Source organism: Ruegeria sp. K5 (assembly GCF_056531805.1).
In genome coordinates this window covers 45,754-68,797 of sequence record NZ_JBQFML010000011.1, presented here as the reverse complement: position 1 = coordinate 68,797, position 23,044 = coordinate 45,754, and the positions used below count along the sequence as shown (strand labels likewise).

Sequence of the window (23,044 nt, the reverse complement as noted above, 5' to 3'; positions counted from 1 at the left end):
TGGCCCCAAAGGGGTTCTTAACCTTGTTCGGCTGACATTTTTCTGCCACATTTATGCTTGGAAGTTGCCCAATGTGGGGCGGATGTGACGCATTGCTGTTAAGTTCGCAGTTTTTCGACAAGTGATTTTTGTCTCGTGCGGCGCATCCGGGGTTGGATGTCTGAGTTAATAGTGTGGTGTTAACATGTACGAGGAATACGATAAGTCTCTGCACGCGCCGTGGCAGTACAGAACGATGGAATCTCCGGCGCAGGAACTGGATGAAGAAAAGCTGGACGCGGCCATTGCTGACCTGCTTGGCGAACAAGCAGCGGAAGACAAGGCCGAACCATCGCAGCGGCTGGAATTTCCCGATCTGAAATCGCAAAAAGAGGTTTCGGCGCAAGCCGACGCAAAAGAGGCCGGATTGTCGGCGTCACTGCGTCAGAAATGGGCTGAACTGTCCGGCGCCGCCTAACTCTGAGTCAGAACCTGAAGTGACCCGCCGGGCGTATGCTTTGGCGCGGCTGCCACACGTCCGCACATTTGATAGGGCTGTGCTGAAAACCTGTTGTCAGGACCGGCAAGTTCAGCATCCTTGTACTCTGATAAATTGAGTATGAGCGGTAAATGCCCGGTCCCAAACCGACCCCATTTGAATCCGATCTTTCCCTGCCAAAATCCGTAGACACCGTCGTGATCGGCGGCGGTATCATTGGCGTTTCAACCGCGCTGGAACTGGCCGAACGGGGCGTGTCCGTCCTGTTGTGTGAAAAGGGGCAGATCGCGGGGGAACAAAGTTCGCGCAATTGGGGTTGGGTGCGTCTGGGGATGCGCGACCCGCGCGAAATTCCGTTGATGCAGGAAGCCACCCGGATCTGGCAAAACCTGGACAATCGTCTTGGACGGCAAACCGGATACGTGCAATCGGGCATCCTGTTCGGTGCATCAGGGGCGCGGGAGGCCGGCAATCTGCAATGCTGGTTGCGCCATTTGGACGGATTGCAAACCGGGGCGCGGATTGTGCCAGCGTCTGAACTGGCGGAAATGTTGCCCGGCTATACCGGCACACTCGATTGCGCGCTGCACATGCCGCAGGACGGGCGCGCCGAGCCTCAGCTTGCGGCACCTGCGATTGCCGAAGGGGCCCGCGACCGGGGGGCGGCGATCATGACCAATTGCGCCGTGCGCAGCCTTGACGTGCAGGGCGGACGCGTTGCCGGCGTGTTCACGGAACGCGGGCGCGTGGCCTGCGACAGGGTGGTGCTGGCAGGCGGCGCGTGGTCGCGCTTGTTTGCGGGCAATGCAGGCATTGATCTGCCGCAGCTGAAAGTGCTGAACACCGTCCTGCGAAGCTCACCTGTCGAGGATGGGCCGGACACAGCGCTGTGGTCCGATGACTTTGCAATCCGAAAACGCGCGGATGGAGGGTATTCCATCGCCTCGGCCCATCAAAACACCTATGACATCGTACCCGACAGCTTTCGCCTTGCATGGCAATTCCTGCCTGCGTTTTTTCAGGAATGGAAATCCCTGCGCTTTCGGCTCTCTGGTCGTTGGAAGGCCGAGGTGGCGCAGGACCGGTCGTGGGTGCCTACCGACGTGACCCCGTTCGAGCATTGCCGCGTTCTGGACCCCGAACCATCGCCGAAGACCCTGCGCACATCCTGGGCCAACGCGATAAAGGCCTTTCCGGCGCTACAGCAGGCCGAAGTGGTGCAAAGCTGGGCCGGGCTGATCGATGTGACGCCCGACGCGATCCCGGTGATCTCGGGCGTTGAGGATATCCCCGGCATGTTCATCGCCACCGGGTTTTCGGGCCATGGCTTCGGTATCGGGCCCGGTGCAGGTCGCCTGATGGCCGATCTGGTGATGCAGTCCACGCCCTGTGTGGATCCGGCCGCCTTCCGCCTGTCGCGTTTCACGGATGGCTCAAGGGTGCGGCCGGACCCCGGGTATTGAGGCGTCAGCCCATCATCTGATAGCTGACCGGGACAAAACGGAACCCTTCGCCGCGGGTCTCGACATACCCGGCAGCCGGGAACGGCATGTGATAGCCGATCATCGGCACCTTGTCGGCGGCCAGCAGACCCAGGATTTTGCGGCGGGAGTCAGTGGCTGCAGCCTTGTCCATGTCAAAACGAACCTCCCATTCGGGGTGCGCGAAGGACCAGACATAGTGATTGGCAAGGTCTGCCGTCAGGATCAGCCGCTGGCCATTGCTTTCCAGGTGATAAACCATATGGCCAGGCGTATGGCCGAACGTCGCCATTGCCGTCACACCAGAGACAACGTCGCCGCCATCTTCGATGAACGTCATTTTCTCGGCCAAAGGTGTGACTTTTGCCGCGACCAGATCACCGACCCGGTTGCCAGCCTCCTGCGCGGACCAGAAATCATATTCCTGCGCGGCGGTGACATAGCGCGCATTGGGGAATGTCTCAGCGTCATTGGTGGTCATACCGCCAATGTGGTCGGGATGCATATGGGTGATGACAACGACGTCGATCTGATCCGGTGTCACCCCGGCATCTGCAAGGGCCGCCTGAATGCCGCCCTGACCAAGCCCGGTGTCGAACAGAACCAGCTCGGCCCCCGTATTCACCAGCGTCGGCGTAAAGAAGAACTGCGCAACGTCGGGCGAAATGAAGTTTTCCGCCGAGACGCGTGCAAAGTCTTCGTCTGATGCACCGCCGCCAAAGATCTCTTGCGCACCATCGCGCGGCAGACTGCCGTCCAGCAGCGTTGTGACGGTGAAGTCGCCCAACTGGAACGATCTTGCAATGGTCGAGTTCGCCTTGGTCTCGGCCCCGGCTGCCAAAAGCGGGGTTGTTGCGGATGCAAATGGAAGGGCTGCGGCGGCGCCCAGGGCCGCTCTGCGTGTTAAGTTGATGGCCATGTCTTCGTCTCCCTGTCAGAACGCCAGATAATAAGTTAGTTCGTTGCGGGTCGTGCGCCAGTGTATAGCCCGGTTTGGCGCGCAATTGGATGAACATTACGTGTTCCATGGTTTTCGCCCCGCGATCTTGAAGCTGGGTATGGTGCGAACGATCCGAAACCCCTGCTGGACAAAATCGCGCCTTTGTGACAAGAGCCGCGCCAACAGGAGACACCCATGACAACCACCCGTTTCGCCCCGTCGCCCACCGGTTACATCCATGTGGGCAACCTGCGCACCGCCCTGATGAACTATCTGATCGCCCGCAAGGCAGGCGGTACGTTCATCCTGCGCATCGACGACACAGACCCCGAGCGGTCGAAGGAAGAATATGTCGACGCGATCAAGCAGGATCTGGAATGGCTGGGGCTGCATTGGGACAAGGTCGAGCGTCAGTCGGACCGTCTGGACCGCTATGCCGAAGCCGCCGACAAGCTGCGCGAGATGGGCCGGTTTTACGAGGCGTTCGAGACGCCGACCGAGCTGGATCTGAAGCGCAAGAAGCAACTGAACATGGGCAAGCCGCCGGTCTATGACCACGCCGCGCTGAACCTGTCGGACACTGAAAAAGAGGCGCTGCGGGCCGAGCGGGGCAACGGCGTCTGGCGGTTCAAGCTGGATCATGAGCGGATCGAATGGACCGATGGCATTCTGGGCGACATTTCCATTGATGCGGCGTCCGTTTCGGACCCGGTGCTGATCCGTGGCGACGGTCAGGTTCTTTATACGATTGCGTCTGTGGTCGACGATACCGAGATGGGCGTGACCGACGTGGTACGCGGTTCGGACCATGTGACCAACACGGCGACGCAAATTCAGATCATCGAGGCGCTGGGCGGAACTTGTCCGCGTTTCGCGCATCATTCGCTGCTGACCGGCCCGCAGGGTGAGGCGCTGTCGAAACGTCTGGGCACGCTGGCCCTGCGCGATCTGCGCGAGCAGGGCGTGCAGCCTATGGCGCTGCTGAGCCTGATGGCGCGGCTGGGGTCGTCTGATCCGGTCGAGCTGCGCTCGGACATGGCCGAGTTGATCGATGGGTTTGATGTGAACCGCTTTGGGGCTGCGCCGACCAAGTTTGACGTGCAGGACCTGTTCCCGCTGACCGCGAAACACTTGCAATCGCTGCCGCTGGCGGAAGTTGCTGATGCTGTGGCCGATGCGGGTGTTCCTGCCGAACTGGCCGAGCCGTTCTGGGCCATGGCGCGTGAAAACATCACCGCTCTGTCCGATCTGAAAGGCTGGTGGGAACTGTGCCGGGATGGGGCCGAGCCCTTGATCGCGGATGAAGACCGGGAGTTCATCTCGGACGCCATGGCGCTGCTGCCCGAAGGCCCGTTTGACGGAGAGACATGGGGTGCCTGGACCAAAGCAGTAAAAGAAGCGACGGGCCGCAAAGGCAAGGGCCTGTTCATGCCGCTGCGCAAGGCGCTGACGGGGATGGAGCGCGGGCCTGAAATGGCGGCGCTGCTGCCCTTGCTGCAGGTGATCCGCGCGCGGGGCTGAATGCCCCTGACAATTTAGAACTTGAAAGAGGCAGGCAATTCGTCTGCCTCTTTTTGTTGTTGTGGTTGGATGATCTTCACCGACGCGCGCTGCAGGCGGTCATCCACAAAGGCACTCTCATCCGGTTTGAGTTGTTGGTGGCGCGGATACCTCGGTTCGGCCCGGTCATTCAACACAGGTGCGTCCCAGCCATCGGTCGTGGCAAAGAACCGGTCCACCCCGTCTGGTCCGAAAATGCGCAGGTATCCTTGCACGACAACGTCAATGTAGCTGAGCAGTAAAGGATGGTGATTGGTCGGCGCATTATGCCGGGCTTGCGGGACGGCATAGACCGCGATTTCAACGTCATGGGTCAGCGGATGTGTAACCGATTGTGTCACGGGTATCCGGTCATAGGCCCATTCCCTTTCATCCAGCGCGGCCCAGTCGTTCTTGGGAACATGCGCGATCATGCCTTCGATCTCGGACTCGGGGTCCGGGACCGCCGTCAGAAAGGCGACCGGGCGCAGTTCGGTGTGTTTCCAGGCCCGCCGCCAGCCCTTCAGTTTTGCCGGTCGTGGGTCGGGAAAATCATGGGTGGCCAGGTTCACAAGGCTGCCATAGCCAAAGAAATAGGGGTCTGCCATCTGCGAACGCGCCTTTCGATCGATTGATGTATGTCAAACCGCTTTTTTCCCGGACATGCAATAAGGCTGCATCATTATGTGAGGGAGGCCCATATGCGGATTACCAAACGAACGAATATTGCTGTGCGCCTGCTGATGTATTGCGCGGCGCACCCGGAGCGGCTGGTGACGAAATCCGAGATCGCCGAAGTGTGCAACATCTCGGAAAACCATCTGGCGCAGGTGATCAATCAACTGGGTCAGTTGGACTATCTGAGCACGCAGCGCGGCCGGAATGGTGGCATGTCTCTGGCACGCCCGGCGGATCAGATCCGCATTGGTGCCGTATTCCGGCATGTGGAAGGATCGCTGCCGATTGCCGAGTGTTTTGCGGATGCCGACAATACCTGTCCGCTGACCGACGCCTGCCGCTTGCGGGTGGCCTTGCAGGACGCCGCCGAGGTGTTTTACGCATCGCTCGACGACATCACGCTGGATGCGCTGGTCTGCGATAATGATCCGCTGCTGAAAATCCTGCAGCCGGTCGCCTGTATGCGTTAAGCTCAGTCGCTGGCGCGCAGAATGCGGGCGGGTCGGACGGATAAGGGGCGCAGCGCAAAGATCAGCCCCGCGACAAGGGTGACGATGACCCCTGTGATCACGATGCCCAGTGCCGAGGGCCAGATCACCGCGAACCCGGTGTCGAAGATATAGGTCGCCACAGCCCAGCCGCCCAAGATACCGACCAGCAGGGCGACGAAGCCTGCCGCGGCACCCAGCAACATCGCACGCAGGGTGAAGCTGAGCAGAATGCGGCGACGGTCGGCCCCGATTGTTTTCAGGATTGCAGCCTCGTACCGTCGGGCCGGTTCACCGGCAGCGGCTGCGCCGATCAGCACCAGAAACCCAGTCAGCAGCGACACCCCGGCCCCGTAGGATGTCGCCGAGGCCAGCCCTACCAGCAGGCCCGAGACACGGTCTATGGCATCGCGCACCCGGATGGCGGTGATATTGGGAAACTGACCTGCCAGATCGCGCAGGATCGCGGCCTCGGCCTGCTCCTCGGCATAGACGGTGGCGATGAAACTATGTGGCGCACCGGCCAGCGCCGACGGGTTCATCGACATGATGAAGCCGATGCCGGCGGTCGAAAAATCAACCTCGCGAAAGGATGTAATCGTCGCGGTGATGTCGCGGCCCAGAATGTTCACGGTCAGCGTATCGCCAAGTTTCAGGCCCATTTCCTCGGCCTCTTCGGCGGCAAAGCTGATCTGGGGGTCACCTGCATAGCCCTCAGCCCACCATTCGCCCGCCGTGATGCGCGCATTCTCGGGCGGGAGGGCAGAGTAGGTGATGCCCCGGTCTCCCTCCAGTACCCAGTGGCTGCCTGCAACCTCGCGGGCGGGCTGGCCGTTGATCCGGGTGATGATCCCACGCAGCATCGGGGCGCTTTCAAGGCGACTGACAGCGGGGTCGGTTTCCAGACGCTCGGTAAAACCGGGCATTTGATCCTTCTGGATGTCGACAAAGAAATACGAGGGCGCAACGTCCGGCAGATTGCCCGAGATGGCATTGCGCAATGTACCATCGATCTGGCCCACGGCGGCAAGCACAGAAAGGCCCAGACCAAGGGACAGAACCACAGACTCCGCGCCTTCGCGTGGGTCCGAGATGGCGGCCAGCGCCCATCGCAGTGGCGGGTGGCCGCGCGACCACGGAACGCCCTTGCGGGCCAGCCAGCGAATTGCGAAAGCGGCCAGTGACAAAAGGAACAGCGCCCCGACCAACCCGCCACTGGTCCAAAGCGTCAGCCGCGCCGAGCCGCTGAACCACGCCGCCGCTGCGATCAGAATGGCCAGACCCAGCCCGGTTGCCAGAACGTAAATCAACCGGGGTATCTGCCGGGCCGAGGTCAGGGCGTCGCGGAACAGGGTGGCGGCGCGCACCTTCTCGGTTCGGGCCAGCGGCCAGAGGGTGAACAGAAACGCTGTCAGCAAGCCATACAGGGCAGCCTCGGCCAGGGGTTGGGGATAGATCGAAAACACCGCCGGGACGGGCAATTGGCTTTCGATGATGGGGGCCAGCAGGACAGGGGCCAATCCACCCAGGGCCAATCCAATGACGATGCCGATCCCGGACAACAGCCCGATCTGGATCATATAGGTCTGAAACACGGTCGCCCGATCCGCCCCCAATGTGCGTAGTGTGGCGATGGTTTCCGTTTTCTGCGACAGGTACGCCCGTACGGCGGCGGACACGCCGATACCGCCCACGGCCAAGCCAGACAGGCCCACCAGAACCAGAAAGGCGCTGAGCCGCCCGACGAATTCGGCAATGCCGGGCGCTCCGTTTCGGGCATCCGTCCAGCGCATTCCGGTGCCTTCAAAGGTCTGGGCGGCCTCGGTTGCGGTTACCTCAAGATTGGCTGTTTCCGGAAGGTCCAACCGGTATTTGGTCGAAAACAAAGTGCCGGGTTCCAACAAGCCAGACGCGCTAAGATCTGCGGTGCGAACCAGCGTTCTGGGGCCAAGGCCAAACCCGTCTGCGGCCCCGTCAGGCTCGGCGGTCAGGGCGGCCCTCAGAACGAAATCCTGCGTTCCCAGCGCAAATACATCGCCCACCGAAAGGCCAAGCCGGTCCATCAGGACCTGTTCCATCACCGCGCCCGGTAGATCGTTGTGCCCCTCCAACGCATCAGACAGCTGCATGTCAGGGTTCAGCCCGACCTCACCAAGCAAGGGATAGGCGGCATCAACGGCCTTCACCTGCGTCAACGCGCGCTCGGTGCCCGTTTCAAGCGGGGCAACCGCCAGTGATCGGAAATCCACAACCTCCGAGACCGCCTCGGCGGTGTTTTCCATCCATGCACGCTCTTCTGCGGTGGCAAAACGGTAAGTGAATTCCAACTCGGCGTCGCCGCCCAGCAGTGCCGCGCCTTCCTGTGTCAGCCCGGTCTGGATGGCGTATCGGACCGATCCCACAGCGGCGATAGCCGCGACCCCAAGGGCCAGACAGGCCAGAAAGATACGAAATCCGCGCAGGCCTCCGCGCAGTTCCCGCCGCGCCAGCCGCCCGGCCAGTCGTAGGCTCATTCTGCAGCCTCTTTCCGTGCATCCTCGGCAATGCGCCCGTCGCGCAGGCGGACAACGCGGTCGCACCGGTCGGCCAGTGTATGGCTATGGGTCACGAGGATCAGCGTCGCGCCGTGTCTGTCGCGCAAGCCAAACAGCAAATCGACAATGGCGGCCCCGTTTGCCTCATCCAGATTTCCCGTGGGTTCATCCGCCAGCAGGATCTGCGGGCGCGGGGCCGAGGCCCGGGCCAGTGCCACGCGTTGCTGCTCACCGCCCGACAACTGCGCCGGATAGTGGTCGCGCCGATGCGACAGGCCAACCGAATCCAACTCGGCCTCGGCCCGGGCAAAGGCATCCTTGTGACCGGCCAGTTCCAGTGGCGTGGCTACGTTTTCCAGCGCAGTCATGGTCGGGATCAGGTGGAAGTTCTGAAACACCACACCCATCGTATCGCGCCGGAACCGCGCCAGATGATCCTCGTCCATCCCGGTCAGGTCCTGCCCCAAGGCCGTGACGGAGCCTCCGGTCGCCTGTTCCAGCCCACCCATCAGCATCAGAAGGGATGACTTGCCCGACCCGGATGGCCCAACCAGCCCCAAGGTCTCACCCTGCTTTACCGACAGCGTGATGCCATGCAGAATATCCACACGCCCGGCATTGCCATCCAGCGACAAAGCGGCATTTTGGAGCGAAAGAACAGGCTGAGTCATAGGTCTTTCCAAATGGAGGCAACACTTGTGGGATATGGAGCGGATACGACTTTGCGCAAGACTTTGATCGCAGGCCTTTTTGCAAGCTGCGGTTTTGCGGCCACAGCCGAACCTGTGATTATCGCCGCATTGGGGGACTCGCTGACGCAAGGCTATGGGCTGGTTGAAGAGGACGGGTTTGTTTCGCAACTGGAACGGTGGCTGCAGGCGCAAGGCGCGGATGTCCGGTTGATCAATGCGGGTGTTTCGGGCGATACCACGGCCGGTGGTGCTGCGCGAGTGGACTGGACCCTGACGCCCGAGGTGGATGGGATGATCGTCGCGCTGGGCGGCAATGATCTGCTGCGCGGGATCGACCCGGATGTGTCTCGATCAAACCTCGAGAAGATCCTGACCACCGCGCAAGCGGGGGAGGTTGAGGTGTTACTGGTGGGCATGCAAGCCCCCGGCAATTATGGCCCGGACTACAAGCAGAGCTTCGACAGCATCTATCCCGATTTGGCGCAGCAGTATCAGACGCTTTACGCAGACAGCTTCTTTGAAGGGCTGACGGCGGTTGACGATCCGAATGCTGTTGGCGCGTTCATGCAGCCCGATGGCATTCATCCCAACGCCAAGGGCGTCGCCCTTATTGTCGAGGCTTTGGGGCCAAAAGTGCTGCAACTGGCCAACGAGGTCGCAGAACAAGGGTAGCTCATGCCGGGACGGTTCTTTCTGACGCGACCTATCGCCGAAATCGCCGATTTGCTTGGTGTTTCGGCGGATGTCCCCGAACAACCGCCCCGCAGCAACATCCAGCCTGGTCAAGAGATGCTGGTGCTGACGCAATCCGGGCTGGTACCCATGCGCTGGGGCATGATCCCCGTCGGTCGGGTCAATGCCCGAGGGCGCCCGGTGATGGAGACCATCATCAACGCCCGCTCCGAGACCGTCTTCGACAAGACCGCGTTTGAGGGCGTTGGCCGCGCAGTTATCCCGGTGGATGGGTGGTACGAATGGACCGGAGAGAAACGCCGCAAGACCGCATGGCGTATCTTGTCTGCTGACGGTGCGCCACTGTTCTTCGCGGCGATTACCGACACCTGGCAGGCCCCAGGCGGGTTGCAGGTCGATCAGTTTGCCGCCGTCACCTGCGAGCCGAATGGCGACGTGAAACCCATCCACCACCGGATGGGTGTGCTGCTGGATCGCGCAGGCATTGATTTATGGCTGACCGGCTCGGAAGATCAGGCCAAACAGTTAACGCGCCCGTGGCCAGACGGGCTGTTGCATATCGAAGAAGCAATAGATGTTGACTGGTCCGCGCCCTGACCAGCCGGTCAGACCACGGTTACAACCGTTCCAATCGGAACCCGGTTATACAGATCGACCACATGCTCATTGAGCATCCGAATGCACCCGTTCGAGGCCGCCCGCCCGATGGTCTGCGGCTGTGTCGTCCCATGAATGCGGAAATACGTATCGACCCCGTTCTGGAAAAGATAGAGCGCACGGGCGCCCAGCGGATTGTCCCCTCCGCCCGGTTGCACATAATCGTTGTCTTTGAACTTGGCATAAGCCACCGGATCACGTTCGATCATCTCATCTGTAGGCCGCCAGGTGGGCCATTCCTTCTTGACGTCGATGGTCGCGGTGCCCGTGAACTCCAGTCCCGCCTTGCCGACACCGCAGCCGTAACGGATCGCCTTGCGCGGTTCGGTCACGTAATAGAGGTAGAAGGATCGGGGCACGACCAGCAGCTGACCGGGAACGAATTGCTTCTTGATCCGCACAAATTGCGGCGTCGGATCATACTCGACCGCCTTTTTGGCGCTGGCGATACCCGGCAGCAGGCTGGCAGCCGTTCCGGCAAGAAACACACGGCGTGTGAACATGGGTGAGCCTCTTCAAATGACCAATGCAATCATGACTATACTGTCAGGATGATAGCAAATCTGGTCATTTCTAGGGCAAATATAACGGAAACGTGATGTGTTCCGCTTGCGCGCTGCGCCGCACGCAAAAAAAGGGTGAGGATTGCGCCTCACCCCGTGACTGGCTTAGGCCAGCTCGATATTGTCCGCGCTTTCGCGACCGTCACGACCCGAGCGCAGCTCGTATGTGACTTTCTGGTTGTCGGCCAGACCTGTCAGGCCCGAACGCTCGACAGCCGAGATGTGAACGAAGATGTCTTTGCCGCCATCTTCGGGTGCGATAAAGCCGTAGCCTTTGGTGGTGTTGAACCATTTTACGGTGCCTGCGGGCATATCCGTTGTCTCCTGATTGGTGCTGCCCACGTGGATGCGGCAGCCTGGCGTCGTAGTCTGGATCGAATGACTGAGCGCCGTAGAAGGAGACAGTAGGTCGAAATAGAAAAACGTAAGCCCTTTGCATATGGCATTGGGGTGGGCATGTGGCAAGGGTGGAATGCCGCTACTACGCTCACTTCAACACTCTAAGGACGAACTCCGTACTAAACCAACTCCGATATTTCTTTGTTGCGTTTGATGTCCAAAGAAATTGGATCAGTACCCACAACTAGGCCTCGTTGTTTTAGTAACTCCAAGGATTCGCTGAATGTCGCTACGTTTAGACAGAAGTGGTTTTTTAGTGTATCGACCTTAATGGTTTTCTTGCCCCAACGGCCTTGCCGCTTGAGGGTGGATAGAATGCGCCGAGCCCCAACATCCATAGACATTCGGTTTGTAAGGCCTATAATGGACTGTTCCATATCTTCCAAAGCACTACTGTGGTGCTCTATTCCAAAATAGTGGCTGTGTGTATGTTTTACGGAAGAAATATCGGAGGAGCCAATCATGACCACCTCATATTTTTCCTCTTCTGGGTATTGGCTTTCATACCTTGAGTAGACCTCGGTTGCTTGATTGGGATCGCGCCCCACCATCTCCCATGTTACAAAATTGCCGTCATTCCAATCAAACACCAAAATCCAATTATTGAGTGAACCTTGAGCATTTCGCTCCATCTCGCTCATCGTCTTGATGATGTTCTCATTTACGTGGCTAGAAATTGAGTCCGCAGACGCAGTTTGACCAATTATCGCCTCCGAGTTTTCACGATCTCGCTGCAACTCGATTTCGAAGTCAGGTGGAAGTTTCTTGTCTTGTTCTAGAAAGTGCAGTGCATCAGAGAATTTCTTGAAATACCCTAGAACTATCTGATCGCCTTCGCCTTCCTTCAGTCGAAAGCCATAAATCACGGATGTTCTTTCGATGCTTTCAGACCAGTAGTGCTGCAGAGTACTTCTTATTTGGAGTTCCAGCTTCAAGCCGCTCGACGATAGGATGATATGATGTGCGCGATAGCCTGAATCGTCTCGCCCCCAATCTCGGTAGTCTGTCTCGCGTTCAATCCGATATTGATCTGTACTTTCGAACTTATCCCTCAGAAAATTTGCCAAGCTATCAACTGAGGCGTTGTCACCTACTACAATTCTACAGCCGCCGATGTCCTGCAATTGTGTCAATCGGACGCTAAACCTTCTCAGTTTTCTTAGTATCTGCGGTTTGCGCTTCAAGCGTTGGGCAATGTAGTACTGCTGATCATATGTTTGCAGCCATTCTTGCAGAAGCAACGTGAGCCTTGTCAGGGGATCCAGATGAGATTTTCTATAGTCTTCAAAAACATAGTCTAACTCTAAGGCGATCTCATCATAATCGCGCGTCTGGTCACTTAGAATTTTTCCTGATTTGTCGATTTTGGTCTTAGACGCCATAATAACCTTGGATCATTAGTGTTTGGAACGTCACGTGGCACTTCGCTTTCCTCGGTACACGCAACGGGAATGTCGCTTAGATGTGAGGTCAGATCACCGCGCAAACTTCTTATGCTTCAACCGCTTGGGCTCCAGTGCGTCCGGCCCCAACCGCCGCTTTTTGTCCTCTTCGTAATCCTCGAAGTTGCCCTCGAACCATTCCACATGGGCATCACCCTCAAACGCCAGAATATGCGTGCAAATCCGGTCGAGGAAGAAGCGGTCGTGTGAGATCACAACGGCGCAGCCTGCGAAATCGACCAGCGCGTCTTCCAGCGCGCGCAGGGTTTCGACGTCGAGGTCGTTGGTCGGTTCGTCGAGCAAAAGCACGTTGCCGCCCTCTTTCAACAGGCGGGCCATGTGGACGCGGTTGCGCTCACCACCTGACAGCAGCGAGACCTTCTTCTGCTGGTCGCCGCCCTTGAAGTTGAAGGACGAGCAATAGGCGCGGGAATTGACCTGCGCGTCACCCAGTTGGATGATCTCGGCCCCGCCGGTGATCGCCTCCCACACGGTGTCGTTGTCTTTCAGGTCGTCGCGGGACTGGTCGACATAGGACAGCTCGACCGTGTCGCCCAGCGTAATGGTGCCGCTGTCGGGCTGTTCCTGCCCGGTGAGCATCTTGAACAGGGTCGATTTACCGGCACCGTTGGGGCCGATGACGCCGACAATGCCGCCGGGGGGCAGGGCAAAGTCCAGCCCTTCGATCAGTTGCTTGTCGCCCATGTGTTTCGACAGGCCCTCGACCTCGATCACCTTGCCGCCAAGGCGCTGGCCGTTGGGGATGACGATCTGCGCGCGGGTCAGTTTTTCGCGCTCGGACTGTTCGGCCAGTTCGTTATAGGCGTTGATCCGGGCCTTGGATTTGGCCTGACGGGCCTTCTGGCCCTGACGCATCCATTCCAACTCGCGCTGCAGGGTCTTCTGCTTGGACTTGTCCTCGCGCGCTTCCTGTTCCAGCCGTTTGGCTTTTTGTTCCAGCCATGCGGAATAGTTGCCCTCGTAAGGAATACCCCGGCCACGGTCGAGTTCCAGAATCCAGCCGGTGATGTCATCCAGGAAATAGCGGTCGTGGGTGACGATCAGGATGGTGCCTTTGTAATCGATCAGGTGCTGTTGCAGCCAGGCGATGGTCTCGGCGTCCAGGTGGTTGGTCGGTTCGTCGAGCAGCAGCATGTCGGGCGCTTCCAGCAGCAGCTTGCACAGCGCCACGCGGCGTTTCTCACCCCCCGAGAGGTTGGCGATGTTGGCATCGTCCGGCGGGCAGCGCAGCGCCTCCATCGAGACGTCGATCTGGCTGTCGAGGTCCCACAGGTTTTCGGCGTCGATAGCGTCCTGCAGGGTGGTCATTTCCTCCATCAACTCGTCCGAGTAATTCTCGGCGATCTCCATGGCGATTTCGTTGAACCGGTCGACCTTGGCCTTTTTAGCGGCCACGCCCAGCATGACGTTTTCGCGGACCGACAGGCTTTCGTCCAGTTGCGGTTCCTGCGGCAGATAGCCGACCTTGGCGCCCTCGGCTGCCCATGCCTCGCCGGTAAAGTCGGTATCCAGACCGGCCATGATCTTCATCAGCGTCGATTTACCCGCGCCGTTGACGCCGACAACACCGATTTTCACGCCGGGCAGAAAACTCAGGTGGATGTTTTCAAAGCACTTCTTGCCACCGGGATAGGTCTTTGAGACACCCTGCATGTGGTAGACATATTGATAGGCGGCCATGTCGCGTCCTCTGGGTCGGGGAAATTGGGTTGGGCGGTGTGATAGCGGATGCGTTGGGTGGGGGCAATGATGCCCGTCAATGATTGTTGAGTGGCTGAAACACCTCTAGGTAATCGTTGATGAGTGCGGAGAGAAGCTCTGTGCGCGGTACGTTCCGAAGATCGTCAGGAACAAAGTCGTTCTCAAAATTAAGTTCACTCTGACCGAGTACCGGTCTGTCACCAAAGGCAGGGTCCAAGTAATAGTGCCATATCAATATTAGCATATGTCGCTGGCTATTGCGGGGCTTGCTGTGTTCATCAAGTTCTACGCGCGCCAAGCCCAACTGTTCGAGCACTTCGTTTTTTGGAAGTTTTCCAGCTCTCAATGATGTGTAGAGCTCCGGCCTTTTGATTTTGATAAGCAGCAGACCCGGCACCAACCATGCCGCGTACTTCCCACCCCAGTCAGTGTCTATTGGAGCGGCAATGGAAGCCAAAGCACACACCCTTTCCGCTTCGCGAAGTGTCAATTCGCGAGTTGCTGAACCGTGCTTGGTGTAGAGGTTTAGTAGACCGACACCTTGAGTGTTCTTGCTCTTGGTATGTTCAGCGACGAGGGCTAAATACTTTGAAAGTGTTGTTGCTGATGCCTTGCCTGTTTCTAATGGCAGTTTGAACTGAACGTGAATGAATTTCTGTAGATAGGCATTTGCGTTTGTCTGTCTTCCATACCGAGCGCGAACTGAGTTCTGTAATTCCTCTAGATTTACGCCCAAAACGAACTGGACGCCTGCCACGTCGAAAAAGTGTTTGATCGTTTCCAGAACGGAGAGTGCAAAGTCGGGTCGACAACGATCCAGTTCGTCAATCACAACGATCAGTTTTCGGTTTGGCGCTCCGCTGGCATCTGGCTCGGTCAGATCGACCAGTGCCCGTCTGAAACCCTCCATTGCCGCGCGTTTACCATTTTCTAATTTCCAGAAATCAGTCACGGCTTCATCAAGCTCACCGGCAACGGTTTTGATCGCGGCCTCCGCCAATTCGTCTGCTTTGGTTACTAGACCCGCAGTCACGACGGACGCGCCGGTACGAACAAGTGCGCGCGCGAGGGCAGGGGCGACCTGCTTGGCTGTCTTCCAAGCCTTTTGAGCCGCTTCGTCGTTCGTTTCTTCGAACCGTTCGGCAATCGCTCCGGTCAACGCAATCAAAGGATCGTCCAGAAAGTCATGTTTGAACGCGTCGAAGTAAACGGTTTGGGTCGTGTTTCCTTCTCGCTTCAGATGCTCGCCCACCCAGCACTTTAGGAAGAATGACTTGCCGGAGCCCCATGCTCCGTCCAAAGCGATCACAAGTGGGTCGTCGATGCGCTCGACCAGTTCCGACAACTTGTCGCCGGTGGGTTTGCGTGAGAGTTTGTCGTGCTCGTCAAACCCATCTTTGTATAGCTTGATCTTGGGTTCGGGGATGGTCAGGCGCATGTTTGGTTCCAATTCACAAATCAATCAGCATTACTATTAGCGGCTGCCGCAGGAACGGCCAGACTGCTAGATGAGGGGAGGTGTGAAAATCTCGGAGCCTTTGATGTCCCTGAAAGATCTCATTGCTGGTTGGGCACAGTCGGGACGTGTTGAATGGATCGGCCTTCGGTCTGAGCGGCGGTCGGAGGTGATTATTGTGGACGAGGCCATGATCTCTGCCGATGGGTTGGACGGCGACCGCAGTCGCGCAGGCAAGCGGGCGGTGACTCTAATTCAGCAGGAGCATCTGGCGGCGATAGGCTCGTATCTCGGGCAGGGGCCGGTTTCGCCCGACATTCTACGGCGCAATCTGGTGGTTTCCGGGATCAATCTGGCGGCGCTCAAAGGGCGTGAGGTGCAGGTGGGCGAGGCCATCTTGCGCTTTACCGTGATCTGTGCGCCGTGCAGCCGGATGGAGGAGGCGCTGGGCAAAGGGGGTTATTCTGCCGTGCGGGGGCATGGTGGTTGGTGTGCGGAAGTCCTCCGGCCCGGGCGCGTCAAGCTGGGTGATGCGGTGCAGCCGGTTGATTGACAACGCCCGCCAGTTCTGAACATCAGCGTGGGATGGAGCGATACGACATTCCATATGCGCGGCCCGGGCAGGTGATCGGGCTGTTCGGCGGGTCCTTTGATCCGCCGCACAAGGGCCATGTGCATGTGACGCTTGAGGCGATGAAGGCGTTTGGGCTGGATCGGGTGTGGTGGCTGGTGTCTCCGGGCAATCCGTTGAAGGAGCGCGGACCGGCCCCTCTGGCGCAGCGGGTCAAGGCCGCGCGGGGGGTCATACAGCACCCGGATGTCGAGATCACGGATATCGAGGCGCTGACAGGAACGCGGGCGACGGCGGACACTCTGGCGGCGCTATGCCGGTTATATCCGCAGGTCAAATTTGTCTGGCTGATGGGGGCCGATAATCTGGCGCAGTTTCATCGCTGGAAAGACTGGCGGCAGATCATGGACAGCGTGCCGGTGGGTGTGGTGGCGCGTCCGGGGGATCGGATCAGTGCCCGGATGTCGCCTGCGGCGCGACTCTATGCCCGCTACCGGATCGACGGGCAGGCGCGGCATTTGCTGGGGCGGGCACAGGCTCCGGCCTGGTGTTTCGTGAATGTACCGATGGTCGATGTCAGCTCGACCGAGTTGCGCAATCGCGGCGATTGGCGCAACGGAGTGTTGCCGGAATAGCCACATCACCTGCATATTATCATGCGATGGTTGTCTGATTTTAATCTCTGGGATTTTAATTGCCCCATGGTTGATCGCATTTCACGACGGTTTTTTCTGGGGGGTATCGGGGCGTCCCTGATCCCGGCGACGGGATTGGCGCAGGCCCCTTTGGTCTCGCTTCGGCCGCAGGCGCGCGGGCCGCAGCTGACCGGCGCCGAACGTCTTGTCCGGGCGGCCGGTCTGAAAGGCGACGTCGTGTTCGCGGTGGCCGATGTTGGCACCGGTGCGCAGCTTGAGGCGTTTCAGGGCGAGATGGGATTGCCGCCCGCCAGTGTGGGCAAGGCGCTGACCGCGCTTTACGCGCTGGACGTGCTTGGACCCGATCATCGCTTTGAAACAAGCCTGATCGCGGCTGGGCCAATTGAAAACGGCATATTGCAGGGGGATCTGATCCTGGCCGGCGGAGGTGATCCGTTGCTGGACACCGACAATCTGGCCTCGATGGCGGCCAATCTGCGCGAGGCGGGCATTACCGAGGTGCGCGGCGCGTTCAAGGTTTATGACGGCGCGCTGCCTTTCGTGTTCAGCATCGACCCCGGACAGCCGGATCATCTGGGCTATAGCCCGGCCATCAGCGGTATTTCACTGAATTTCAACCGGGTTCACTTTGAATGGAAACGGGACGGCACCAATTACGACGTCACAATGGACGCCCGCACCGCCAAGTATCGCCCGGATGTTGACGTGGCGTCGATGCGGGTCGAAGGGCGCAGCCTGCCGATTTACACTTATCAACCCAGTGCGCGGCAGGACCGCTGGTCCGTCGCCAAAGGAGCCTTGGGCAACGGCGGTGCCCGTTGGTTGCCGGTGCGCAAACCTGCACTTTATGCGGGGGATGTGTTCAAAACTCTAGCCCGTGCCAACGGGATCGTTCTGGACCGGGTTGAAGTCACGCGCGAGGCGCCGCAAGGCACCACCCTCATTGTCCATCAAAGCGATCGTTTGGACAGTATCCTGCGCGGAATGCTGAAATACTCGACCAATCTGACAGCCGAGATGGTGGGAATGGCAGCGACCAAGGCGCGCGGAGTGATGCCGCAGGACCTTGCGGAATCGGCGGCAGAGATGAACCGCTGGGCGCTTGAGGTCTATGGGGTCGATCAGATTGCAATGGTGGATCATTCCGGGCTGGGCGACGCATCGCGCATGGCACCGGAGGCTTTGGTTGCGGCCTTTGTTCAGGCGCGCAAGGCCGGGGCGCTGCGCCCTTTGTTGAAGCCGTTTTCCCTGACCGACAAGAATGGCACGCCCGTAAAGGATCACCCGATCAAAGTGGATGCCAAAACGGGAACGCTGAACTTCGTTTCAGGTCTGGGCGGCTTTCTGACAACGGCGGATGGATCGGAGCTGGCCTTTGCGATCTTTACTGCAGATGTCGATCACCGCGCGACGATCCCTCGTGCCCTTCGCGAACGCCCCGAGGGCGCGCGCGCCTGGAACCGGCGGTCGCGCAAATTGCAACGGGCGCTGATTGAGCGCTGGGGCGCGCTTTACGGCAGTTGAAGCCGTCAGACCACGTGACGGGCGCGTGCCCCACGCTCGATGGCGGCGGCGTGCAGGCGGTCGATGCTCAGCTCATACCGGATTTCTTCCAGCAGGCGCAGCTCGGTCTCGGCCAGTGATCCGTCGGCGGCCGCCACGTCGCAGGCCAGCGCATAGGCGGTTTCATTCAGACGCTCGGGCAGGTTGTCCCGGATCAGGCCAAACAAGGCGTCCAGACCATCCTCTTGCTCGAACAGGTCGAACACGATTTGCGAGACATGCCGGGTGCGGTCCGCGTCATACCCGGCAAAGACCGGCAGCATGTTCACCGCGCCCTGGATCTTGACCAGCTCAGCCGTGCGGATGTTTTCGTCCGATGCGGAGACCGCGACCATGATCGCCACAAGGCAATCCTGCGGGGACATGGGATGAGGGGTTTGATCGGTCATGAGCTACGTCCTGATTGAAGGCCTTCAGAGGCGCACGATAGGCACCGGTGCGCGCGGGTTCAACAGCTTGTTTGGTCGCAGATCGCGCGCCGTTAAGAATTTGAGAGGACCTGAGCGGGTTGGGTCATCCCGGTCTCGCACGTCATTGTCAGTCGAACGTGGAGACTGATGAGAAGTCCGAGGCGATGCGGATCATACCCGACAACTTGCCCTCACCGATCTTGATGCCTTCGCACTGCTGTCCGATCAAGGCGGCAGGGACCGAGGTTGCAGCTTGCAAGGCGTCCTCCAACGGGATGCCGACTTTGTTGACCATCACGCCCAGAGCTGTGGTCAGATCCAGATCAGCGCCTGCCAAAGTGCCATCCGACAAGGTGAGTATCCCGTCACGACGCAGGATCGTACGCCCGTTCAGTTGGAACTCGGTCGTGTTGGTCCCGGCCACAGCCATGGCGTCGCTGACCAGATACAGCCGACCCGGCCCGCGCTTGGCCGCCCACGCGGCGCGGATTGTCTCCAGGTGAACGTGAACGGCATCGGCGATCAACCCGGACGACGCCGCACCATTGGCCAGAACCGCGCCCACCAGCCCCGGTTCGCGATTGCCCAGCTGGCTCATGGCGTTGAACAGATGCGTCGCACAGCGCGCACCAGCCGCGAAGTAGCGCATGCAGGTGTCGAAACCGGCGTCTGTGTGCCCCAGCGAAACCAGCACTTCGGCCTCGGTCAGCGTGCTGACCTGTTGCTCGGACACCGATTCCGGGGCGATTGTGACTTTGAGACACGGCAATTGGGCGGCGGCAGACAACAAGGCATCAAGATCGTGCTGCTCCATCGGTCGGATCAGGCTGGCGTCATGCGCGCCTTTTCGGGCAACCGACAAATGCGGCCCTTCCAGATGCAAACCCGCAATGCCGGGAATACCCGCGCGAACGGCTTGGATGGCTGCATCTATGGCAGCCTGAGTTTTGTCGGCGGTATCCGTAATCAGTGTCGGTAGCAGAGAGGTGACCCCCAAACGACGATGGGTGCGAGCCATTCGGCGCAGCGTGTCCACCGAGGGATCGTCATTGAACAACAGCCCATCGCCGCCATTGACCTGCAGATCGACATAACCGGGGCTCAGAATATCGCCGCCAAGGTCAACGACACGTCCCGCGTCGAAGATGTCCGTATCCGGTCCGAACTCTGCCACGTGCCCATCGACGACCCGCAACGCGTGGTTCTGCCACAGCTTTGATCCGTCAAAAACAAGCCCATTCCGGAATGTCGCCACATCCTGTGTCATACCGTTTCCGTTACCTTGTTCAGATGCCGCGGCGTGTCGGGGTTGATCCCGCGCTGGACCGCCACGGTTTCAACCATCCCGTAGAACGATACGATGGCTGCAATCGGGTCGGTCAGCCAGTGATCGGTTCGCACATAAGGCAGACGCGTCGCCGTGTTGACCTTGTCGGACAGGGCAAACACGCGCGCGCCTTTGGCGGCCATTGCGTCCGCCGTCTGCGCAACACTGTCCTCAGCCGCGTCTGCGGCAGCGAAGGCGATCACGGGAAAGTCCTGCTCGACGATCGAGACCGGGCCGTGCAGCACCTCGGCCGAAGAATAGCTTTCGGCGTGGATCAGGCAGGTTTCCTTGAACTTCAGCGCGGCCTCGTTCGAGATCGCCCAGCTAGGCCCCCGACCCAGCGTAAACAGCGACCGGCCGTCGACGGCCTCTGCCGCAGCGGACCAGTCGCATTGGGTCGCCGCCTCCAGCCTTTCCGGAAGGGTCTTGATCGCAGCGATCAGTGCGGCGTCCTTTTTGATTTCGGCAATCAGCCACAGCCCCGCGACCAGCGATGTGACGAAGGTTTTCGTTGCCGCGACGCTCAGCTCGAGGCCTGCATGGATCGGCAGCGTGGTGTCGGCAATTCCGGCCAGTCGGGAGGCCGAGTTATTGGTGATCGCAACCGTAAATCCGCCGGTCTTGCCCAGCACTTCGGTCATGCGCGCAATGTCGGGGCTTTGCCCGGATTGCGAGATCGAGATGCACAGGGCGCCCTTGGCTTCAAGCGCGACATCGTAGATCGAACTGACGGATGGGCCGACCGATGCCATGGGGCGTTTCAGGATCAACTCGCTGGCGTATTTCAGATAAGTGCAGGCGTGATCCGAAGACCCCCGCGCCACGGACAGCAAATAGCGCGGGTCGATCTGCCGCGCCGTATCGGCGGCTTGCGTGATCGCGTCATCGCCCTGGGTCAGAAGCCTGTCGACAGCGCCGGGGATTTCCAGAATCTCGCGGCGCATCTGCGTGGTTTGATGTGGCATTCAGATCGGCCTTTCCGGTCTACAAGCGCAATTCGGCGACGAAATCGTAGGCATCGCCGCGATAGATGGAGCGGGTGAGTTCCGCGACCCGCCCGCTGTCAAGGAATGAGGTGCGTTCGATCCTCAATCCGGCATCCCCTTCGGCAACATCCAGCAACTCGGCCTCGCGCGCTTCCAGATTGATGGCCGAGATTTTCTGCACCGCGCGCGTCGGGCGGTTGCCGGATTTGGCGAGCAGATCATACAGGGACGTGGACACCTCGGTCGGATTGGGTAGCAAATCCAGAGGCAGCGCGGCGCGTTCCAGCGCCAGCGGACGCCCATCCGCCTCGCGCAGACGATAGATGCGCGAGACCTGATCGCCTGCTGCAAGGTCCAGCGCCGCCACTTCCTCAGGCGTGGCCATGAACACGCCGCGTTCCAGCCAGCGAGAGGTCGTCTCCATCCCCCGCCGGGTCATGTCTTCGGTGAACGAGGTCAGTTGCTTCAGCGACTGTTCCATCCGTGTCACCGGTTCGCGGATGAACGAGCCCGAGCCTTGCCGCTGTTCGATCAGCCCTTCGCGCACAAGTTCCCGAATGGCTTTGCGCACGGTGACGCGGGACAGGTCGGTGATTTCGGCCAGTTCGCGTTCGGGCGGCAGGGACGAGTTCGGTGGTAGGATTCCCGAGGCGATGCCTTCTTCCAGACGCCGCCTGAGCTGCACATAGCGTGGCCCGCCGGTTTCGCCGAGCCAGGTTTTCGACCGCAGGAATTCGATGGCGCTCATGCGATGACCTCCTCAGCGAAATCGCGGGCCAGTGACAGAGCGCCGTCCAGAGGCGACTTGAGCGGTTGGGTCACGCCGTCCTGCATCACGGTCGGTAAATAGGCGCGGAATTCCGGGCCGATCCCGCCGGTCAGACAGACGGGAAGTCCGGGTGCCCAGCCAATCTGTTTCAGGCTGCGTTCAATCTCACCCGCGCCGGCCTGCATGGTGGATTGGGCAAGGTGATCGCCATTTGCCGCGAGTTCGGTGACGGTTTTCGCCAATTCGCCAAACTCATGCGGGCGGGCGGTTGCGGCGAAGCGAACAAGCCCTGCAGGGGATTGGAATTGGGTCAGAAAACGTTGGGCCATGGGGGCGTCGGGAATGCGGCCATCCACGCTTTCCAACGTCAGGCGCAGGGCGTTTCGGCCGATCCATTGTGCCGAGGCTTCATCCCCAAGAACAGGGCCCCAACCGCCTGCGAATTTCGCGGTTGCACCAAACTGCGCGGCGTAAAACGACCCTGTCCCGCAATGGGCCAGAACGCCGTCTTGCCGCCCCAATGCACCGCGCAAAGCGGCGCGCCGGTCGTCTTCGATGCGCAGGTGCGACAAGGGCAGGGCCTGTCGCAACCGATCCGCGATGGCTGGCCCGGTCACGCCTGCCAGCCCGACAAAGGCCGGTGTGTTGTGGATCACGTCTTGGGGCAGGCCGGATTTGGCTGCCAGCAAGTCCAGACCTTGCACAATCGACCGGACGGTGCCGTCAAAATCGCTGGATACGTTGGCCGATCCGGTCTCGACCGAGGTCACGGTTTGCCCCTGCGCCAGCGCGATCCGGCACCGGGTGCCTCCGCCATCGATGGCGAGAATTGGGGTTTGAGATTCGGCAGCCATAGGAGACTCCATTAAGATACCTGTGCGGGTAAGTAAATACCTTTTAAATACCAAAATCGCAAAAACCGCCTGTTTTTTATCGCCAAGAAGGTCTCAAAAAGATTCTTGTGGACAAAAGGTATTATAAAGGTATTATTTCCGGAGTT

23 protein-coding genes are annotated in these 23,044 nt (G+C 59.7%); 9 read left to right on the top strand and 14 right to left on the bottom strand.

Annotated elements, in window-relative coordinates; genetic code table 11:
* Positions 1 to 184: 184 nt before the first annotated feature.
* Both ACR0MO_RS19590 and ACR0MO_RS19585 read left to right on the top strand, forming a co-directional pair.
* Positions 185 to 457: a hypothetical protein gene (locus tag ACR0MO_RS19590; protein ID WP_170455532.1), complete on the top strand. Its 273-nt coding sequence runs from the start codon at positions 185 to 187 to the stop codon at positions 455 to 457.
* A gap of 152 nt (positions 458 to 609) precedes the next feature.
* Positions 610 to 1,941, top strand: a complete 1,332-nt coding sequence (locus tag ACR0MO_RS19585; RefSeq protein WP_170455530.1) for an NAD(P)/FAD-dependent oxidoreductase — start codon at positions 610 to 612, stop codon at positions 1,939 to 1,941.
* 4 nt (positions 1,942 to 1,945) lie between these two features.
* Here ACR0MO_RS19585 and ACR0MO_RS19580 read toward each other — a convergent pair whose 3' ends face one another.
* Positions 1,946 to 2,878 (bottom strand): MBL fold metallo-hydrolase, encoded by a 933-nt coding sequence (locus ACR0MO_RS19580; RefSeq protein WP_170455528.1) that lies wholly within the window; start codon positions 2,876 to 2,878, stop codon positions 1,946 to 1,948.
* A gap of 216 nt (positions 2,879 to 3,094) precedes the next feature.
* Here ACR0MO_RS19580 and gltX point away from each other — a divergent pair, with 216 nt between their 5' ends.
* The gene (gene gltX / locus ACR0MO_RS19575; RefSeq protein WP_480892978.1) at positions 3,095 to 4,420 is read left to right on the top strand and encodes a glutamate--tRNA ligase; all 1,326 of its coding nucleotides are present in this window, start codon (positions 3,095 to 3,097) and stop codon (positions 4,418 to 4,420) included.
* 14 nt (positions 4,421 to 4,434) lie between these two features.
* Here gltX and ACR0MO_RS19570 read toward each other — a convergent pair whose 3' ends face one another.
* Positions 4,435 to 5,046 carry a gamma-glutamylcyclotransferase family protein gene (locus tag ACR0MO_RS19570; RefSeq protein ID WP_170623946.1) on the bottom strand — a complete coding sequence of 204 codons (612 nt, stop codon included), beginning with the start codon at positions 5,044 to 5,046 and terminating at the stop codon, positions 4,435 to 4,437.
* A gap of 93 nt (positions 5,047 to 5,139) precedes the next feature.
* Here ACR0MO_RS19570 and ACR0MO_RS19565 point away from each other — a divergent pair, with 93 nt between their 5' ends.
* The gene (locus ACR0MO_RS19565) at positions 5,140 to 5,586 is read left to right on the top strand and encodes an Rrf2 family transcriptional regulator (protein ID WP_170455522.1); all 447 of its coding nucleotides are present in this window, start codon (positions 5,140 to 5,142) and stop codon (positions 5,584 to 5,586) included.
* A 2-nt stretch (positions 5,587 to 5,588) separates the two neighbouring features.
* On the opposite strand, the gene ACR0MO_RS19560 is transcribed toward ACR0MO_RS19565, so the two are convergent.
* Positions 5,589 to 8,117: an FtsX-like permease family protein gene (locus ACR0MO_RS19560; RefSeq protein WP_170623944.1), complete on the bottom strand. Its 2,529-nt coding sequence runs from the start codon at positions 8,115 to 8,117 to the stop codon at positions 5,589 to 5,591.
* The gene (locus tag ACR0MO_RS19555) at positions 8,114 to 8,809 is read right to left on the bottom strand and encodes an ATP-binding cassette domain-containing protein (RefSeq protein WP_170455518.1); all 696 of its coding nucleotides are present in this window, start codon (positions 8,807 to 8,809) and stop codon (positions 8,114 to 8,116) included. Before ACR0MO_RS19555 ends, ACR0MO_RS19560 begins: the two co-directional genes overlap by 4 nt.
* A gap of 12 nt (positions 8,810 to 8,821) precedes the next feature.
* Here ACR0MO_RS19555 and ACR0MO_RS19550 point away from each other — a divergent pair, with 12 nt between their 5' ends.
* Complete coding sequence (locus tag ACR0MO_RS19550) at positions 8,822 to 9,502, top strand: arylesterase (protein ID WP_170455516.1); 681 nt, start codon at positions 8,822 to 8,824, stop codon at positions 9,500 to 9,502.
* 3 nt (positions 9,503 to 9,505) lie between these two features.
* A complete protein-coding gene (locus ACR0MO_RS19545) occupies positions 9,506 to 10,120 on the top strand; it encodes an SOS response-associated peptidase (protein ID WP_480892975.1) in 615 nt (204 codons plus the stop codon).
* 8 nt (positions 10,121 to 10,128) lie between these two features.
* Here the strand turns inward: ACR0MO_RS19545 and ACR0MO_RS19540 are convergent, their stop codons facing one another.
* From ACR0MO_RS19540 to ACR0MO_RS19520, 5 genes are all read right to left on the bottom strand, one after another.
* Positions 10,129 to 10,683 (bottom strand): L,D-transpeptidase, encoded by a 555-nt coding sequence (locus ACR0MO_RS19540; protein ID WP_170455512.1) that lies wholly within the window; start codon positions 10,681 to 10,683, stop codon positions 10,129 to 10,131.
* 165 nt (positions 10,684 to 10,848) lie between these two features.
* Positions 10,849 to 11,055 (bottom strand): cold-shock protein, encoded by a 207-nt coding sequence (locus tag ACR0MO_RS19535; RefSeq protein WP_170378838.1) that lies wholly within the window; start codon positions 11,053 to 11,055, stop codon positions 10,849 to 10,851.
* A 206-nt stretch (positions 11,056 to 11,261) separates the two neighbouring features.
* Entirely contained in the window at positions 11,262 to 12,524 is a 1,263-nt protein-coding gene (locus ACR0MO_RS19530; RefSeq protein ID WP_480892973.1) for a RelA/SpoT domain-containing protein, read from the bottom strand.
* A gap of 93 nt (positions 12,525 to 12,617) precedes the next feature.
* Positions 12,618 to 14,285, bottom strand: a complete 1,668-nt coding sequence (gene ettA, locus ACR0MO_RS19525) for an energy-dependent translational throttle protein EttA (protein WP_170327107.1) — start codon at positions 14,283 to 14,285, stop codon at positions 12,618 to 12,620.
* 76 nt (positions 14,286 to 14,361) lie between these two features.
* Positions 14,362 to 15,744, bottom strand: a complete 1,383-nt coding sequence (locus tag ACR0MO_RS19520; protein WP_170623939.1) for a P-loop NTPase fold protein — start codon at positions 15,742 to 15,744, stop codon at positions 14,362 to 14,364.
* Positions 15,745 to 15,847: 103 nt separating this feature from the next.
* On the opposite strand from ACR0MO_RS19520, the gene ACR0MO_RS19515 reads away from it, so the two are divergent.
* The 3 genes from ACR0MO_RS19515 to dacB all read left to right on the top strand — a co-directional run bounded on the left by ACR0MO_RS19515 (position 15,848) and on the right by dacB (position 18,513).
* The gene (locus ACR0MO_RS19515; protein WP_170455505.1) at positions 15,848 to 16,315 is read left to right on the top strand and encodes an MOSC domain-containing protein; all 468 of its coding nucleotides are present in this window, start codon (positions 15,848 to 15,850) and stop codon (positions 16,313 to 16,315) included.
* Positions 16,316 to 16,347: 32 nt separating this feature from the next.
* The gene (locus ACR0MO_RS19510) at positions 16,348 to 16,968 is read left to right on the top strand and encodes a nicotinate-nucleotide adenylyltransferase (protein ID WP_170455504.1); all 621 of its coding nucleotides are present in this window, start codon (positions 16,348 to 16,350) and stop codon (positions 16,966 to 16,968) included.
* 66 nt (positions 16,969 to 17,034) lie between these two features.
* Positions 17,035 to 18,513, top strand: coding sequence for a D-alanyl-D-alanine carboxypeptidase/D-alanyl-D-alanine endopeptidase (gene dacB, locus ACR0MO_RS19505; RefSeq protein ID WP_480781289.1), 1,479 nt, complete (start codon positions 17,035 to 17,037; stop codon positions 18,511 to 18,513).
* A gap of 5 nt (positions 18,514 to 18,518) precedes the next feature.
* Here the strand turns inward: dacB and ACR0MO_RS19500 are convergent, their stop codons facing one another.
* The 5 genes from ACR0MO_RS19500 to ACR0MO_RS19480 all read right to left on the bottom strand — a co-directional run bounded on the left by ACR0MO_RS19500 (position 18,519) and on the right by ACR0MO_RS19480 (position 22,898).
* Positions 18,519 to 18,941, bottom strand: a complete 423-nt coding sequence (locus ACR0MO_RS19500; protein WP_170455499.1) for a tellurite resistance TerB family protein — start codon at positions 18,939 to 18,941, stop codon at positions 18,519 to 18,521.
* 148 nt (positions 18,942 to 19,089) lie between these two features.
* Positions 19,090 to 20,229: an N-acetylglucosamine-6-phosphate deacetylase gene (gene nagA / locus ACR0MO_RS19495; protein WP_480892971.1), complete on the bottom strand. Its 1,140-nt coding sequence runs from the start codon at positions 20,227 to 20,229 to the stop codon at positions 19,090 to 19,092.
* Positions 20,226 to 21,254 carry an SIS domain-containing protein gene (locus ACR0MO_RS19490; protein ID WP_480892969.1) on the bottom strand — a complete coding sequence of 343 codons (1,029 nt, stop codon included), beginning with the start codon at positions 21,252 to 21,254 and terminating at the stop codon, positions 20,226 to 20,228. The genes nagA and ACR0MO_RS19490 overlap by 4 nt, the downstream gene beginning before the upstream one ends.
* A 19-nt stretch (positions 21,255 to 21,273) precedes the next feature.
* Positions 21,274 to 22,023, bottom strand: coding sequence for a GntR family transcriptional regulator (locus ACR0MO_RS19485; RefSeq protein ID WP_480892967.1), 750 nt, complete (start codon positions 22,021 to 22,023; stop codon positions 21,274 to 21,276).
* The gene (locus tag ACR0MO_RS19480; RefSeq protein ID WP_480892965.1) at positions 22,020 to 22,898 is read right to left on the bottom strand and encodes a glucosamine kinase nucleotide-binding domain-containing protein; all 879 of its coding nucleotides are present in this window, start codon (positions 22,896 to 22,898) and stop codon (positions 22,020 to 22,022) included. The genes ACR0MO_RS19485 and ACR0MO_RS19480 overlap by 4 nt, the downstream gene beginning before the upstream one ends.
* Between the last annotated feature and the right edge of the window lie 146 nt (positions 22,899 to 23,044).